The sequence below is a fragment of the Streptomyces sp. NPDC038707 genome, from assembly GCF_040636485.1.
Lineage (GTDB): Bacteria > Actinomycetota > Actinomycetes > Streptomycetales > Streptomycetaceae > Streptomyces.
In genome coordinates this window covers 75,205-90,877 of record NZ_JBEZUP010000011.1, presented here as the reverse complement: position 1 = coordinate 90,877, position 15,673 = coordinate 75,205, and the positions used below count along the sequence as shown (strand labels likewise).

Sequence of the window (15,673 nt, the reverse complement as noted above, 5' to 3'; positions counted from 1 at the left end):
TTCTCGGAAAGCCTCTGTAGGGAGTTGAAATCATGGCCCCAAGCGCCATGAGCCGTGGGAAAGACAACTGGATCGCCTCTCTCTCCGAAGCCCAGCCGGTCCCGTACTGGCTGGAAGACCCCGGCAAGCCGGCCGCCGAGCCCGCCCTCACCTCCGCCGAGACCTGCGACCTGCTGGTGATCGGCGGCGGCTACAGCGGACTGTGGACCGCGCTGAACGCCAAGGAGCGCGACCCCGGGCGCGATGTCGTCCTGCTGGAAGGCCGCGAGGTGGGCTGGGCCGCCTCCGGCCGCAACGGCGGCTTCTGCGCCGCCTCCCTCACCCACGGGCTGCCCAACGGCCTGACCCGCTGGCCCGGCGAGATCCACCGGCTGGAGGAGCTGGGCCGGCGCAACCTCGACGAGATCGAGGCCGCCGTCGCCCGGTACAACATCGACTGCGACTTCGAACGCACCGGCGAGATCGACGTGGCCACCGAGACCTACCAGGCCTGGGAGCTGAAGGACTGGCACCGGGAACTGGAGGAGAAGGGCCTCGCCGACGGCATCGAGTTCCTGGACGCCGACGCCGTGCGCGCCGAGGTGGACTCGCCCACCTTCCAGGCGGGCCTGTGGGACCGCCGGGGCGTGGCCATGCTGCACCCGGCCAAGCTCGCCTGGGGCCTGAAGCAGGCCTGTCTCCGGCTCGGGGTGCGGATCTACGAGCACACGCCCGCCCTCACCCTGAAGACCTACGGCGCCGGGATGGCCGTACGCACCCCGTACGGCGCCGTCCGCGCCCGCAAGGTCGCGCTCGGCACCAACATCTTCCCCAGCCTGGTGCGGCGCGTGCGCTCGTACACCGTCCCGGTCTACGACTACGCCCTGATGACCGAGCCGCTGACCGCCGGGCAGCTCGCCGCCGTCGGCTGGAAGAACCGGCAGGGCCTCGGGGACAGCGCCAACCAGTTCCATTACTTCCGGCTCTCCGCCGACAACCGCGTCCTGTGGGGCGGCTACGACGCCGTCTACCCGTACGGCGGCCGGGTGCGCGCCGAGTACGACGACCGGCCCGAGACGTACGCCAAGCTCGCCGGCCACTTCTTCACCTGCTTCCCGCAGCTGGAGGGCGTCCGCTTCACCCACGCCTGGGGCGGCGCGATCGACACCTGCTCCCGGTTCTCCGCGTTCTTCGGCACCGCCCACCAGGGCCGTGTGGCCTACGCGGCCGGTTACACGGGCCTCGGGGTCGGCGCCACCCGCTTCGGCGCGGACGTGATGCTGGACCTGCTGGACGGGGAGCGCACCGAGCGCACGGAGCTGGAGATGGTCCGCAAGAAGCCGCTGCCGTTCCCGCCCGAGCCGTTCGCCTGGACCGGGATCGCCCTCACCAAGTGGTCGCTGGCCCGCGCGGACGCGCACGGCGGCCGGCGGAACCTGTGGCTGCGGACGATGGACCGGCTGGGGCTGGGCTTCGACAGCTGATGTGACCCGGTTCACCCGGGCGGACCGGGCGAAGTCGCGTAATGCCCCGGGGCTGCCTCCCTCTCCCCTCGTGACGCATCCCGCGTCCACGAGAGAGAGGGAGGCTTTTTGATGACTGGGGCGAAGACGGCCGCCGGATGGCTGGCATCCGTCGCACCGGACCCCGAGGCCTGCCGCCGGCAGTGGGAGCGCAGCCCCCTGGGGGTCGCGCTGCTGCCCGCCGGCAAGGCCTGGGACGTCCTGTTCCTGCCGGGTGACCTCGGCTACCCGACCCTGGACGTGCTCTGCCGCCTGCTCGGCCGGCCCGGGCCGGTGCTCGCCGGCCCCGGCGACGACCGGCTCGGGTTCCTGGTGCCCCCGGGCACCGCGGCCCGCTGGCTCGGCACCGGCGTCCGCACCGCCGGGGCCGGCACCTGGATCGTCGTGCCGTATCCGGGCCGGCCGGCCCGGGGCGTGCGCTGGCTGGTGGAGCCGGACGGCTCCGGCACGCTGACCGACCCGGCGCTGCTGGAACTGGCGATGCACGAGGCGGCGGCGGAGCGGGCCCGGCGGGGTGAGGCGGACGGGTAACGCCCGGACACCTTGACAGCAGGATTGGTCTGGACCAAATTGTGTGCGCTCCCGCTCCTCCAACTCCCCCGACCCCGGAGGCCCTTGTGGAACGCGCCAGACGTCGCAGATCCGTCCTCGCCGCGCTCACGGCCGCAGTCCTGGCCGTGCCCGGTATCACCGCGCTCTCGTCGGCCGCCCGTGCGGCCGACGCGGACGTCGCCGTCAACGGCGGTTTCGAGTCCGGCCTGACCGGCTGGACCTGCACCGCCGGCACGACGGTGAACTCGCCCGTGCACAGCGGCACGTCCGCGCTCCAGGCCACCCCGGCCGGCGGCGACCACGCCCAGTGCTCCCAGACGGTGAGCGTCCAGCCGAACGCCCAGTACACCCTGTCCGGATACGTCCGCGGCTCCTACGTCTACCTGGGCGCGAGCGGCACCGGCACCACCGACGTCTCCACCTGGACCCAGTCCGCCCCCGACTGGCAGAAGCTCAGCACCACCTTCCGCACCGGCGCCACCACCACCAAGGTCACCGTCTACACCCACGGCTGGTACGGCACCGGCGCCTACCAGGCCGACGACATCAGCCTCGTCGGCCCCGGCGGCAGCGGCACCACCCAGCCGCCCGCCGCCCCGGCCGGCCTGAAGACCACCACCGTGACCTCCTCCTCCGTCGGCCTGACCTGGTCGGCGGTGAGCGGCGCGACGAGTTACGCGGTCTACCGCGACGGCGTCAAGGTCCAGACGGTGACCGGCACGTCGGCGACCGTCTCCGGACTCGCCGCCGCCACGGCGTACGCCTTCCAGGTCACCGCGGTGAACGAGGCCGGCGAGTCCGCGAAGTCCGCGGTCGTCACCGCCACGACCAGCCCCGGCACGGGCGGCGGCGGAGGCGGTGGCGGTTCCTCCGACCTGCCCGCCCACGCCCTCGTCGGCTATCTGCACGCCAGCTTCGCCAACGGCGCCGGCTACACCCGGCTCGCCGACGTCCCCGACAGCTGGGACGTCATCGACCTGGCCTTCGGTGAACCCACCTCGGTCACCTCGGGAGACATCCGCTTCAACCGCTGCCCGGTCACGGAGTGCCCGAACGTGGAGAGCGACGCCGAGTTCAAGGCGGCCGTCAAGGCCAAGCAGGCGGCCGGCAAGAAGGTGCTGATCTCCATCGGCGGCCAGAACGGCCAGGTCCAGCTGACCACCGCCGCGGCCCGCGACACCTTCGTCTCCTCGGTCTCGAACATCATCGACACCTACGGCCTCGACGGTCTCGACATCGACTTCGAGGGCCACTCGCTGTCCCTGAACACGGGCGACACGGACTTCAGGAACCCGACCACACCCGTGATCGTCAACCTGATCTCCGCGCTGAAGACCCTGAAGGCCAAGTACGGCGCCAAGTTCGTCCTGACCATGGCACCGGAGACGTTCTTCGTGCAGAACGGCTACCAGTACTACGGCACCGGCAAGTGGGGCGGCCAGGACCCGCGCTGCGGCGCCTACCTCCCGGTGATCCACGCCCTGCGCGACGACCTGACCCTGCTGCACGTCCAGGACTACAACTCGGGACCGATCATGGGCCTGGACAACCAGTACCACTCCATGGGCGGCGCCGACTTCCACATCGCCATGACCGACATGCTGCTCACCGGTTTCCCGGTCGCGGGCGACCAGAACAACGTCTTCCCGCCGCTGCGCCCCGACCAGGTCGCCATCGGCATGCCGGCGTCCACGAACGCGGGCAACGGCCACGTCTCCCCGGCCGAGGTGACCAAGACCCTGGACTGCCTCACGAAGAAGACGAACTGCGGCTCGTACCAGACCCACGGGACCTGGCCCGCCCTGCGCGGCCTGATGACCTGGTCGGTGAACTGGGACCGGTACGCGAACTGGGAGTTCCAGAAGAACTTCGACGCGTACTTCGGCTGACCACCCGGGCGAGGACGGCCAGCGGGACGGCGCCCAGGCACCAGCCGGCCACCACGTCCAGCGGCCAGTGGTAGCCGTGGCGGACCAGCCCGTAGGACACCCCGAGGACCAGGACCCCGCAGCCGGCCGCCAGCGCGCGGCGGGCCGCGGGGGAGCGGAGCCAGGGCAGCAGGAGCAGGGCCGCCGAGCCGTAGGCGACCAGCGCCGTCACGGTATGACCGGACGGGAAGTAGCCCGTAGCCGGGGGCACCGCCGGTGTCCCCGGCCGGCCGGTCCACTCCTTCAGCGGTACGACGACCGCCGGGACCAGCGCCAGCAGCACGGCGGCGGTCAGCGGCGGCAGCCACCAGCGCGGGACGCCCCGGGCCCGGCCGAGCCACAGGACCGCGGCGAGGACGACACCCAGCACCGGGACGGCGACCTGGGCGTTGCCGAGGTCGGAGAGGAACTGGGAGAACCCGTCCGGATGGACGAGGGCCCGGCTCACCTCGGCGTCCGGCCGCAGCAGCGGCCCGTCGGTGACGACCTGCCAGGTGATCAGGGCGAGGGCCGGCACCGCGAGGACCAGGAGAAGCATGGGCCAAGCTTCGCAGGTCCGCTCCTGCGGGGGCGCCGGGGGAGGAGGTCGGCCGCCCCGGAACAGGGGGGGTGGTTCCGAGGCGGCCGTCCGGACCGGAAATGCCGCGCGCCCCGGGGGGTTTGGGGCGGCGACCGTCCGATCGGTGAGGAGATCCCGGAGCCGTGAGGCACCGGATGTGTGCGCGAGGGCACGACCGGATCGAAGCTGGGGAGGCCTCGGCCCGGATCCGTCCACGGTTCCCCGTGGACGGGGTGTATCTCTCATCCGGACAGAACCTACGGCAGGCCGGGGCGGTTGGGCAGGCGGAATCCCGTCCCGCCATCCACCCCGCACACCTTCTTCACACGGCCTGCCGCAGGTACCGCCGCAGGTGCGGACCTCTCGGTCCGCCGCGCGGCTCAGATGCGCGCGAACGCCTGCTCGATGATGTCGAGACCCTCGTTCAGCAGGTCCTCGCCGATCACCAGCGGGGGCAGGAAGCGGAGCACGTTGCCGTAGGTGCCGCAGGTCAGCACCAGCAGGCCCTCGGCGTGGCAGGCCTTGGCGAGCGCGGCGGTGGCCTCCGGGTTCGGCTCCTTGGTGGCACGGTCCTTGACCAGCTCGATCGCGATCATCGCACCGCGGCCGCGCACGTCGCCGATGATGTCGAACTTCTCGGCCATGGCGGTGAGGCGGCCCTTCATGACCTCCTCGATGCGCTTCGCCCTGGCGTTGAGGTCCTGCTCCTTCATCGTCTCGATGGCACCGAGCGCACCGGCGCACGCGACCGGGTTGCCGCCGTAGGTGCCGCCGAGGCCGCCGGCGTGCGCGGCGTCCATGATCTCCGCGCGGCCGGTCACGGCGGCGAGCGGCAGACCGCCGGCGATGCCCTTGGCGGTCGTGATCAGGTCCGGGACGATGCCCTCGTCCTCGCACGCGAACCACTGACCGGTCCGGCAGAAACCGCTCTGGATCTCGTCGGCGACGAAGACGATCCCGTTGTCGGCGGCGAACTGGCGGATCGCGGGCAGGAAGCCCTTGGCGGGCTCGATGAAGCCGCCCTCGCCCAGCACCGGCTCGATGATGATCGCGGCGACGTTGTCCGGGCCGACCTGCTTGGTGATCTGCTCGATGGCCTGCTTGGCGGCCTCCGGGCCCGCGTTCTCCGGACCGGTCGGCCAGCGGTAGCCGTACGCCACCGGCACGCGGTAGACCTCGGGGGCGAACGGGCCGAAGCCGTGCTTGTACGGCATGTTCTTCGCGGTCAGCGCCATGGTCAGGTTGGTCCGGCCGTGGTAACCGTGGTCGAACACGACGACGGCCTGCCGCTTGGTGTAGGCACGGGCGATCTTGACGGCGTTCTCGACGGCCTCGGCGCCGGAGTTGAACAGCGCGGACTTCTTGGCGTGGTCGCCCGGGGTCAGCTCGGCGAGGGCCTCCGCGACCGCCACGTAGCCCTCGTAAGGGGTGACCATGAAACAGGTGTGGGTGAAGTCGGCGAGCTGGGCGCTCGCGCGGCGCACCACGGCCTCGGCGGAGGCGCCGACCGAGGTCACGGCGATACCGGAGCCGAAGTCGATGAGGCTGTTGCCGTCCACGTCCTCGATGACACCGCCGCCGGCGCGGGTGACGAAGACCGGCAGCGTGGAACCCACACCCTGGGCGACCACGGCGGTCCGGCGGGCCTGAAGCTCCTGCGACTTCGGGCCGGGGATGGCGGTGACGACGCGGCGCTCCTGCGGAAGTGCGGTCATGGGGGCTCCCTGATGATCTTGCGTACCGGGCGGTCCCGGGCGGTTCCGGGCGGTGCGTTTACGGACGCATACCTTCTTTTCTCGCAGGCTAAGACCGGTTTCGGGGGGTGGGCATGCTCCATGTGGGCGTTGTCGGCGCGTCCCCTTGTCCGCGGTGGACATAGCCCGCCCGGACGGCTGTGGCCCGCTTCGGCCGTGTAAGCGGTGAACTCCCCTGGCCGGGGCGTTAGATTGGCACGCCGACGGCAAACGCGACGGTGGACGCAATGGCGGACGGAACGGCTGGTCAGGGGGCAGGGGCGATGGACACCGACGGCACACGAGACGCACCACAAACGCCCGCGCCACCGGGGCCGCGGGGTGGGGGGGTGCCCGGGGGGACGGCGGCACCGTCGGGCGCGTCACCGTCGTACCGTGCCTCGGTCGTGCCACCGCGGCCGACGCGGGCTCCGGACATGCCGGGGACGGACAGCCCGCCGCCCCCCTACGCCCCACCCGCCGCGTCTCCCCGCTCACCCGTCGCGGACTGGCTCGACGAGCCACGGCCCGCGGTCGGTCCCGGTCTCTGGCGCTACGGCTACCGGCGGCCCAAGGCCGCGCGCCAGGAGCAGCGCCTGGCTCCCGTCACCGTCGTCGGCTTCTTCGTCCCCCTGGCGGCAGGGCTCTTTCTGTGGTCACTGTGGCGGCACGGCAGCATCCCGTATCAGTGGACCCTGCTGAAGCTCCTCACCCCCGACGACTGGTGGTGGGCCGGAACCACCTCGCCGAAGGGCTATCAGGGGGTCGAGGCCGTCACGGTGGCCGATGGCGTGGCCTTCGGCGTCATCGTCTTCGCCATGGCGCGCCTCGGCAGCTGGCCGGACATCATCCGGCACGTCGTCACCCGCCGTTCGCAGCCCGCGCGCGCCCTGATCGCGGCCCTGGGCGCGCTCATCGCGCTGGCCTTCGTCTTCCCTCATGCCTTCGGTGTCGGCTGGAACCCCCTGCCCGTCCAGGATCCGCTGTTCTCCCTCATCGTCCTGCTCACCGGGGACTACTCGGTCTTCGCGTCCGTGCCGTCCACGGCCACGCTGTACACGCTCATCACCTTGCTGGTGCTGTGGCCGTTCGCCCGGATCGGCGGTTGGTGGGCCCTCGCCAAAGAGGCGATCGCCGCGCGCACCCGGGCCAAGGAGGCCCAGGTCACCGAGCGGCCAGTGGTACGGCGGCCGTCCCACTGGCCCGAGCTGCGGGAAGCCGGTCAGCACCAGGCCGCGGACGTGCTGACCACCGAGCTGCACGCCGGCCGGATGAACGACGTGGACTGCGCGAGAGTCGGCCACATGTGGACCGTGGCCCGGGCTCGCGCGGGGCTCTCCTCCTTCGCCGCGACGGTGCTCCGCGACGGCGCCACCGCCTGGACCCATCCCTCCGGCGCCCGCGACCTGCCGGGCCGGTCCGCCCGGCACGATCTGCTGACCGGACAGGTCCGTATCGGGCAGTGGGCCGCCGGAGACCGCACCCCCAGCGCCTACGGCGGAGCCGGAGCGGCGCTCGGACCCGACACCCTCGGTACCTCTCTGCTGGCCGTGGGACCCCCTGGCTCAGGCAAGACACAGCACCTGATCCGGCCGGTCGTCGAGTCGCTGGGGCTGCAGGCCCTCGCCGGGCAGTGCGCGATTGTCGCTGTCTGCACGGCAGGCACCCCGCTCGGTCCCGACTCCGCCTACGACGTCGTCGTGCGCCTCGGAGACCCGGCCTCCGTGTACGACCTGGACCCCTACGCGGACTCCGTCGACCCGGACGAGGCCGCGGCCTTTCTGGCGGAGGGACTGGCGGGCGACCTGGACGCGGTCAGCGGGCAACGGTCCGTCACCGCCCTGGCCCAGCTCCTCGGCCCCTACCGGGCGGCGTACGGGCGCTTCCCGACGCTGCCGCGGCTCCGCGAACTGCTGGAAGCGAATCCTTCGGCCCTGGCCGAGCTGCGCGCCGCGCTCGAGGGGGATCAGCACCCCATGATGCGCCGCGAGCTCGACGCGCGGGCCCGGCAGGCCGGCGGTCCCGGCGATCCCGGCCCGGTTCTGGCCGACCGCCTGGCCGCGCTGGACCGGCCGGCGTTCGCCGGATTCTTCGGTGCCGACCAGGGGGAAGCCCGGCCGTTCTCGCTGCGCGCCATCGCACACCATCCCCTGCGGGTACGGATCGACCTCCCCGATCGCGGCTACGACGAGGCATCCCGGCTGATCACCCGGCTGCTCCTGGCACAGTTCGGAGCCGTGGTGACGCAGGGCGAACGGAACCACTTCGCCTGTCTGGTCCTGGACGATGCCACCGGCGCCGTCACGGCCGAATCCGTCCGCCGCATCCAGCGTCTGCGCTCCCGCAACGCAGGCGTGGTGCTCGCCCTGCGCACCGTCGGCGACGTGCCCGAGGCGCTGCACGGACCGCTGTACGCGGCCGTGGGCTGCCGCATGGCCTTCTCCGGAGTCACCACCTGGGACGGCAGCCGGTTCGCGGAAGCCTGGGGCACCCAGTGGGTGGAGACGCGTGACGTGGCCCAGCACACCGTCTTCGCGGACCAGCCCATGACCCGCGCGATCCATGCCCTGCGCAAACTGGTGACCGGAAAGGCGGTCACCACGGAGGCCGTCACCGTCCGTCAAGTGGAGCGGGAGCGCTGGTCCGCGTCCGAGTTGGCTCATGGGGTGCCGCCGGGGCATGCGGTGTTGTCGTTGACCACCGTGCGGGGGGAGCACGCGCCGCCGTTGCTGGTCGATCTGCGGGGGTGAGCGGTCGTACGGTGAGGCAGAATCGGGGTGGGCCGTTCATACACCGCGGCCAAAAGATCACCGGACCGTCTCACCGCGCCCGGATCCCCTCACCGTGAAGGCCCCATGCCCCCGACTCTCGCCTCGCTCGTCAACCACTCCGCGCTCAAGCTGACCGTGCGCGCGGGCGAGGACCACCTCGACGTGCCCGTCCGCTGGGCGCACGTCAGCGAGCTGGCCGACCCCGTGCCCTACATGGAGGGCGGCGAGCTGCTGCTGATCACCGCGCTCAAGCTGGACGCGGAGGACCGGGAGGCCATGCGGCGGTACGTGCGCCGGCTGGTCGGCGCCGGCGTCGTCGGGCTCGGGTTCGCCGTCGGCGTGAACTACGACGAGACGCCCCAGCCGCTCGTCGACGCCTGCGCCGAGGAGGGCCTGCCGCTGCTGGAGGTCCCCCGCCGCACCCCGTTCCTCGCCATCAGCAAGGCCGTCTCCGCGGCCATCGCCGCCGACCAGTACCGCGCCGTCACCGCCGGCTTCGCCGCCCAGCGCGAGCTGACCAGGCAGGCCCTCGGCGCCGGCCCCGAGGGCGTGCTCGGCGCGCTCGCCGCCCAGGTCGACGGCTGGGCGGCGCTCTACGACGCCTCGGGCGCCGTCGTCGCCGCCGCCCCGGAGTGGGCCGGCCGCCGCGCCGCCCGGCTCACCGCCGAGGTCGAGCGGCTGCGCGAGCGGCCCGCCCCCGCCTCCTCCGTGGTCGGCGGACCGGACCACGAGGACCGGGTGGAGCTGCACAGCCTCGGCACCGGCCGCCGCCCCCGCGCCGCACTCGCCGTGGGCACCGCCGCCGCCCTCGGCACCGCCGAGCGGTACGCCGTGCACTCCGCCATCGCCCTGCTCACCCTCACCACCGAACGCTCCCGCTCGCTGCACGCGGCCGAGCAGCGGGTGGGCACGGCGGTGCTGCGCATGCTGCTCGCCGGGGAACCGGACCACGCCCGGGCCGTCGCCGGCGATCTGTACGGCGCGCTGCTGGACGCACCGTTCCGGATGGTCGTCGCCGAGTCCGGGACCGGCCCGGCGGGCGAGCACCTCGGCGAACTCGCCGAGACCGTGGAGACCGCGGCGGCCCGGGCCGGGGAGGCCGTGCTGGTGGTGCCCGAGGGGGAGCGGCTGGTGGTGGTGGCCGCCGACGGGGGCGCCGCGGTGTCCGCGTGCACCGCGTACGCCGCCGCGCGGGAGACCGAGCGGGCGCGGCCGGAGCCGGGCCGGGCGGACGAGGACGGCCTGGTCGTGGGCCTCTCCGCGCCCACCGGGCCGACCGCGGCGTCGGCGGCGTACAAGCAGGCCGAACAGGCGCTGTCGGTGGCGCGGCGGCGGGGCCGGGTGTTCGTGGAGCACGAGCAGCTGGCGGCCGGGTCCGTGCTGCCGCTGCTGGCCGACGACGCGGTGAAGGCGTTCGCCGACGGGCTGCTGCGGGCGCTGCGCGAGCACGACGCCACCGGGCGCGGCGACCTGGTCGCCTCGCTGCGGGCCTGGCTGTCCCGGCACGGGCAGTGGGACGCCGCCGCGGCCGATCTGGGGGTCCACCGGCACACCCTGCGGTACCGGATGCGGCGGGTCGAGGAGATCCTCGGCCGCAGCCTGGACGATCCCGACGTCCGCATGGAGCTGTGGCTCGCCCTGAAGGCGACGGCGGCGGAGTGACCGACGGGTTCCCGCCCGGCCGGCCACCTCGCCAAACCGGCGCAGCCCCCGTCCCGACTGCTACGACTCGGACAAACGACCCTCGGCCGCCCCCGCCCTACCGTGGACCTCGCAAGCCAAGCACACCCCCAACGCGGAAGGGCCGGGACTCGTACATGACTTCCACCCATGCCTTCTGGCTCGCCGGCCGCCAGGTCACCGGCGAGGACACCTTCGACGTCACCTCCCCGTGGGACGGCCGGCTCGTCGCCTCGGTCAGCGTGCCGACCGAGGCGCAGGTCGAGGAGGCCGTGGCCGCCGCGTACGCCGTGCGGGACGAGTTCGCCGCCACCCCGGCGCACGTGCGCGCCGCCGCCCTGGACCACGTCAGCAAGCGGCTGGCCGAGCGCACCGAGGAGATCGCCCAGCTGATCTCCGCCGAGAACGGCAAGCCGATCAAGTGGGCCCGGGGCGAGGTCGGCCGCGCGGTCTCGGTGTTCCGGTTCGCCGCCGAGGAGGCCCGCCGGTTCAACGGCGGCGAGGCCCAGCGGCTCGACACGGACGCCGGCGGCCAGGGCCGGCTGGCGCTCACCCGCCGCTTCCCCAAGGGTGTCGTGCTCGGCATCGCGCCGTTCAACTTCCCGCTGAACCTGTGCGCCCACAAGGTCGCCCCGGCCATCGCCGCCGGTGCCCCGATCATCCTGAAGCCGGCCCCGGCCACCCCGCTGTCCGGCCTGATCCTCGGTGACCTGCTCGCCGAGACCGAGCTGCCGGCCGGCTCCTGGTCGATCCTGCCGGTCCCGAACGACCGCATGCCCGCCCTGGTCCAGGACGAGCGCCTGCCGGTCATCTCCTTCACCGGGTCCGACAAGGTCGGCTACGCGATCATGGACTCGGTGCCGCGCAAGCACTGCACGCTGGAGCTGGGCGGCAACGGCGCCGCGGTCGTCCTCGGCGACTTCTCCTCCGACGCCGACCTGGACTGGGCCGCGACCCGCATCGCGACCTTCTCCAACTACCAGGGCGGCCAGTCCTGCATCTCGGTGCAGCGGGTGATCGCCGACGCGTCCGTGTACGACCGGCTGCTGCCGCGCATCGTCGCCGCCGTCGAGGCCCAGGTCACCGGCGACCCGTCCGACCCGAAGACCGATGTCGGCCCGCTGGTCAGTCAGGACGCCGCCAAGCGGGTGGAGTCCTGGGTGGACGAGGCGGTCGCGGCCGGCGCCACCCTGCTCACCGGCGGCAAGCGGGACGGCGCCTCCTACGCGCCGACCGTCCTCGCCGACGTGCCGGCGGACGTCACGATCGCCTGCGAGGAGGTCTTCGGCCCCGTCCTCACCGTGCGCAAGGTGGACGGAGAGGAGGAGGCGTTCGCCGCGGTCAACGACTCCAAGTTCGGCCTCCAGGCGGGCGTGTTCACCCACGACCTCCAGGTCGCCTTCCGCGCCCACCGCGCCCTCGAGGTCGGCGGCGTGGTGATCGGTGACGTCCCGTCCTACCGCGCCGACCAGATGCCCTACGGCGGCGCCAAGCAGTCCGGCGTGGGCCGCGAAGGCGTCCGGTACGCGATGGAGGACTACACCTACGAGCGCGTCCTGGTCCTGACCGGTCTCGCGCTCTGACCTGCCACGGACAGGTCAGAAACAGAACGGCCGCAGCCCACTGTGCGGGGGCTGCGGCCGTTCCTTCTTGACGCCTCTGAGCCGGCAGGACAGTCCGATTTCGAAGCTTTCCCGGTTCGGCTGGGAACACCGCGAGAACACGCCGCCGTCTTCCCCGGCGTGGCAGGCGTCGTTCCCAGGGAGAACAGGGAGCCATCCGCGCCGCGCACGTCTGTCATCGGCCGAGACGAATAGCGCGGCCGGGATGCCGAGGGCCGCGACGCCAACCGCTGCTGGCTTGGCGGTACGTGCGACGTTGCGCGCCACGGCGGCGGCGTTCGGCAGAAGCGCCTGCCCTTCCGGTACGCGTCCCGGCCCCGGTCCGCTGTGGCACCCGTGCGCAGGCCGTGTGTGCCCGGCCGCCAGGCACCCTGTTAACGGGAACCGTTTTCAGATAGTCTGCGCCCGGACCGCCGATCCGAAGGGCCCCGGCGTCGCTGCCTTCCGGTGCCGGGGCCCTTCCTGGCGGCGGCCCCTCCGGACCCTCAACCGGAGAAGCCGATGTGCGCGAGCCGGACGGGGCCGCGCAGTTGGAGGCGGACGTCGTGGACGCCCGCGGCGGTGAGGCCGGCCGAGAGGGCGGTGTAGGCGTACGGACCCGCCGTGGGGGAGTCCAGGGTGAGTGCCGCCAGCGCCGGTCCGGCGTCCAGGGAGATCTCCACGGTGCCCTCGCCCGCCACCCGTACCGTCACCGCGCGTACGCCGGTGCCGAAGTCGCAAGCCTGGTAGACCAGTTCGGCCGTCGTGCCGTGGGCCGGGGTCACCGCGTCACCCGCCGTCTTCGTGCGGTCCACGAGCGCGGCGCCGGACTGCTCGTCGAAGTCCGCGGCCGGCAGGCCGTGTTCGCGCACCGTGCGCGGGGCCGGCGGCTCGCCGTCGAGGTGCACGGTCGTCCGCAGCCGCACATCCTCGCTGGACGCGCCCAGTAGCAGTTCGTACGGGCCCTCCTCCAGCCGCCACGCGCCCCGCCGCACGTCCCAGAACTCCAGTGCCGACAACGGGACTTCGAAGGAGACGGCGGCCGTCTCGCCGGGGGCGAGCGTGATTCTGCGGTGCGCCAGCAGCTCCCGGCGCGGGCGGGGTACCGACGCCTGGACCGCCCGGCCGTAGAGCTGGACCACCTCGTCCGCCGGACGGTCCCCGGTGTGGGTGACCGTGCAGTCCACCAGCACCGAGCCGTCCGTCACCCGGGCGGTCAGGCCGGCGTAGGCGAAGGACGCGTACGACAGGCCGTGGCCGAAGGGGAAGAGGGGGGTGCCCTCGAAGTACAGGTACGTCTGGCGGCTGCCGATCATGTCGTAGTCGAGCAGGTCGGGCAGGTCGGCGTCGGCGGCGTACCAGGTCTGGGGCAGCCGGCCGGCCGGGGAGACGTCACCGGCCAGCACCCGGGCCAGGGCCGTGCCCGCCGCCTGCCCGCCGTGCGCCGTCCAGAGCACGGCCGGCAGCCGGTCCGCGTCGACCGCGTACGGGTACGCCGACACCAGTGCCAGCACCGTGCGCGGGTTGGCGGCGCGGGCCGCGTGCAGCAGCCGCCGCTGGTGCCCGGGCAGCAGCAGTGTCGTACGGTCCTCGGTCTCCCGGCCGTTGATGTGCGGGTCGTTGCCCGCCACCACCACGACCACGTCGGCCCCGGCCGCCACCCGGGCCACAGCGTCCTCGCCCCGCTCGACCGTGACCACCTCGAAGACATCGCCCTCCTCGGCAACCTTCACGCCGTCGGCGGCGACCCGTACATGGCGGCCCGTGCCCAGGTGCCTGAGGAGGTGACCACCGGCGTGCGGTTCCAGGCGGAACGTCTCCTGCACGACCCAGCCGCCGGGCTGGTCGGCGGAGGCGCGGACGAAGCCGTCCTCGGCCACCGAGAGGTACCGGCCGTCGGGGGCGCGCAGGGTGAGCACCCCCTCGCCCCAGTCGACCAGCGCGAACTCGCTGCCGGTCGCGTCGGCGGTGAGCGGCGGCAGATCGGTGCGCCCGGACAGCAGCGCCGGGTCCAGCGCGCCCTCGGCGCCGCGCGCCCGGTCCGGGGCCTGGGCCGCCGGCACCGCCAGGAACGCGCCGGCCGCCGTCCGCAGCCGGATGCGGTCCACGCCCTCCGCGAACTCCACCCGCTGCGCGCCGAACCGCTCGTACAGGCCCTCCAGCGGGGTGGAGCGGTGCAGCAGGCTGCCGCTGTACCAGTCGAGCTTGCACTCGTCGGCGAGCGGCCCGACGACCGCGATCCGGGTGTCCGGGGCCAGCGGCAGCAGGTCGCCGTCGTTCTTCAGCAGGACGATCGCCTGCTCGGCGGCCTCCTGGGCGAGCGCCCGGTGCGCCGGGGTGTCGAAGGCGCCGGTGGCCGCGTGCGGGTCGTGGCCCGGGTCGAACTCGCCGAGCCGGAACCGGACGGAGAGCTGGCGGCGCACGGCAGCGTCGATGTCCGCCTCCGTCAACAGCCCCTGCTCCAGCGCCCCCTTGATCCGCGCGGTGATCAGCGAGCCGTCCGTGCCGTGGTCGGTGAAACTGTCCACACCGGCCAGCAGGGCCGCCGCGGTGGCCTCCTCGTGGGTGTCGAAGTAGTGCTCCGCGTCGACCAGGTTGGACGGCGCGCCCGCGTCCGAGCAGACCAGCAGCTCCTCGTCGGTCCAGGTGCGCAGGTGCTCGCGCAGATACGGGGAGACGTGGTTGGGGCGGCCGTTGACCAGGTTGTAGGCCGGCATCACCCCGGCCACCGCGCCCGCCTCCACCGTCTCCCGGAACGCCCGCAGGTCGTACTCGTGCAGCACGCGCGGGCGCACGGAGGCCGACGAAGTCGCCCGGTCCGTCTCGTTGTTGTGCGCCAGCCAGTGCTTGAGCACGGGCGCGGTACGCCAGTACAGCGGGTGGTCGCCGCGCAGTCCCCGGGTGTACGCCGTGGCGATGGCGCTGGTCAGCTTGGGGTCCTCCGCGTAGCCCTCCTCGTTGCGGCCCCACAGCGGGTGGCGCAGCAGGTTGACCGTGGGGGCCCAGATGTTCAGGCCGACGCGGTCGTCCCGGGCGCGCATCGCGCGGACCTCCTTGCCGACCGCCTCGCCGACCCGCCGGACCAGCTCCGGGTTCCAGGTCGCGCCGAGGCCGACGGCCTGCGGGAACACGGTCGCCGGGCCCATCCACGCCACCCCGTGCAGCGCCTCCTGGCCGGTGCGCCAGGCGGCCACGCCGAGGCGCTCCACGGCGGGCGCGAACTGGTGCAGGAAGGAGATCCTCTCGTCCAGGGTGAGCCGCGCCAGCAGATCGTCGACGCGCTTCGCGAACGGCAGCCGCGGATCACGGAAGGGCGGGGTGGGCGGCGAGTCAACGGTCACGAGTGG

The 15,673-nt window shown here is 73.2% G+C and carries 8 protein-coding genes and 1 pseudogene; 6 read left to right on the top strand and 3 right to left on the bottom strand.

Annotated features, from left to right (window positions below):
* The first annotated feature begins 32 nt into the window (after positions 1-32).
* The 3 genes from AB0E62_RS17360 (at position 33) to AB0E62_RS17350 (ending at position 3,943) form a co-directional block, all read left to right on the top strand.
* Positions 33-1,463 carry an FAD-dependent oxidoreductase gene (locus tag AB0E62_RS17360; protein ID WP_362193667.1) on the top strand — a complete coding sequence of 477 codons (1,431 nt, stop codon included), beginning with the start codon at positions 33-35 and terminating at the stop codon, positions 1,461-1,463.
* Between the two features lie 111 nt (positions 1,464-1,574).
* On the top strand, positions 1,575-2,033 hold the full coding sequence (locus AB0E62_RS17355; protein WP_362193664.1) for a hypothetical protein: 459 nt from the start codon (positions 1,575-1,577) through the stop codon (positions 2,031-2,033).
* Positions 2,034-2,119: 86 nt separating this feature from the next.
* A complete protein-coding gene (locus AB0E62_RS17350; protein WP_362193661.1) occupies positions 2,120-3,943 on the top strand; it encodes a glycoside hydrolase family 18 protein in 1,824 nt (607 codons plus the stop codon).
* On the opposite strand, the pseudogene AB0E62_RS17345 reads toward AB0E62_RS17350, so the two are convergent.
* Positions 3,885-4,520: pseudogene (locus AB0E62_RS17345) on the bottom strand (phosphatase PAP2 family protein); the annotation flags it as partial. The gene AB0E62_RS17350 and the pseudogene AB0E62_RS17345 sit on opposite strands and share 59 nt — an antisense overlap.
* A 401-nt stretch (positions 4,521-4,921) precedes the next feature.
* The gene (gene gabT, locus AB0E62_RS17340; RefSeq protein WP_362193658.1) at positions 4,922-6,256 is read right to left on the bottom strand and encodes a 4-aminobutyrate--2-oxoglutarate transaminase; all 1,335 of its coding nucleotides are present in this window, start codon (positions 6,254-6,256) and stop codon (positions 4,922-4,924) included.
* A 302-nt stretch (positions 6,257-6,558) separates the two neighbouring features.
* Between gabT and AB0E62_RS17335 the strand changes: the two genes are divergently transcribed.
* The 3 genes from AB0E62_RS17335 (at position 6,559) to AB0E62_RS17325 (ending at position 12,308) form a co-directional block, all read left to right on the top strand.
* Entirely contained in the window at positions 6,559-9,024 is a 2,466-nt protein-coding gene (locus AB0E62_RS17335; RefSeq protein WP_362193655.1) for an ATP/GTP-binding protein, read from the top strand.
* A gap of 105 nt (positions 9,025-9,129) precedes the next feature.
* Complete coding sequence (locus AB0E62_RS17330) at positions 9,130-10,707, top strand: PucR family transcriptional regulator ligand-binding domain-containing protein (RefSeq protein ID WP_362193652.1); 1,578 nt, start codon at positions 9,130-9,132, stop codon at positions 10,705-10,707.
* A gap of 155 nt (positions 10,708-10,862) precedes the next feature.
* A complete protein-coding gene (locus AB0E62_RS17325; protein WP_362193649.1) occupies positions 10,863-12,308 on the top strand; it encodes an aldehyde dehydrogenase family protein in 1,446 nt (481 codons plus the stop codon).
* Between the two features lie 524 nt (positions 12,309-12,832).
* Here AB0E62_RS17325 and AB0E62_RS17320 read toward each other — a convergent pair.
* Entirely contained in the window at positions 12,833-15,667 is a 2,835-nt protein-coding gene (locus AB0E62_RS17320; RefSeq protein ID WP_362193646.1) for a glycoside hydrolase family 3 C-terminal domain-containing protein, read from the bottom strand.
* Between the last annotated feature and the right edge of the window lie 6 nt (positions 15,668-15,673).